The 1,059-nt window shown below is 74.2% G+C and carries 1 protein-coding gene and 1 pseudogene; both read right to left on the bottom strand.

The features are described 5' to 3' along the window. Positions 1-4: 4 nt before the first annotated feature. The gene (purN, locus tag ACI3KY_RS20280; protein WP_404931918.1) at positions 5-607 is read right to left on the bottom strand and encodes a phosphoribosylglycinamide formyltransferase; all 603 of its coding nucleotides are present in this window, start codon (positions 605-607) and stop codon (positions 5-7) included. 9 nt (positions 608-616) lie between these two features. Beyond that, positions 617-1,059, bottom strand: a pseudogene (locus ACI3KY_RS20275) (hypothetical protein); the annotation flags it as partial.

Genomic DNA, 1,059 nt, shown 5'->3' with positions numbered 1-1,059 from the left:
GGGGTCAGAGCGGGGCGTTCGCGGACACCGCCGCGAGATCGAGGTCGCCGGTCGCGACGCGGCGCACCACGTCGATGAGCAGGCGGCGTTCGACGGGCTTGATGCGATCGTGCAGCGCGTGCTCGTCGTCACCGGGAAGCACGGGCACGCGCTCCTGGGCGAGGATCGGCCCCGAGTCGACCCCGTTGTCGACGATGATCACGCTGGCACCGGTCTGGGCGACGCCTGCCGCGAGTGCGTCGCGGACGCCGTGTGCGCCGGGGAACTCGGGCAGGTACGCCGGATGCGTGTTGATGATGCGCGGCGACCACGCGTCGACGAGGTCGCCGGGCAGCAGCTTCATGAGGCCGCTGAGCACGACGAGGTCGGGCCGCCACACCTCGAGCTGGGCGTTGAGCTCGGCGCCCCACTCCTCACGGCTCGCGAACTGCGAGAACGGGACCATGAACGTGGGGATGCCGTACTCCTCGGCGTGCGAGAACCCTGGGGCCTCGCGATCGGCGCCGACGACGATGATGCGGGCGGGGAACTCGGGATCGGCCGCCGCGTCGAGCAGAGCGCGCAGATTCGACCCTGTGCCCGAGATGAGGACGGCAACCGTGAGCACCCGCCCAGCCTACTCGGAACCGTCGCTCTCGCCGGGCGGCGTCCACCCGGGCAGATCGATGGGCTCGGTCGTCGCATCCGGGGTGGCACCGGCGCCGGCCGACGGCGGCACGGCTCCGGGAACGGACACCGGCCGTTTCGACGCCTCGCCGGCCGATCGGCGGCCGCTCCATCCGCCGCCGTGTGCGGAGAGCGTCGGATCACCCGTGCCCTGCGGCTCGACGATCGCCGGCTCGTCCGCGACTCCGGCCACTGAGCCCGACGACACAGGCACGACCGGCGCGGGCACCGCGTCGACGACACGCGCACCACGGAGCTCGGTGCGACCCGCCCCCTCGGGCCCATGGCCGCCGCGCCCGCGCGGGGCGAGCAGCAGGATCGCGGCGCCGAGCAGCACCTCCAGCCCCACCGCCAGCGCGACCGGGCCGGGCGCGGCGGCCATGGGCCCGAGGG

Origin of the sequence: Microbacterium sp. ZW T2_14, from assembly GCF_044987405.1 — a bacterium.
Taxonomy (GTDB): Bacteria; Actinomycetota; Actinomycetes; order Actinomycetales; family Microbacteriaceae; genus Microbacterium.
This window is presented reverse-complemented; position numbering and strand designations above follow the sequence as displayed.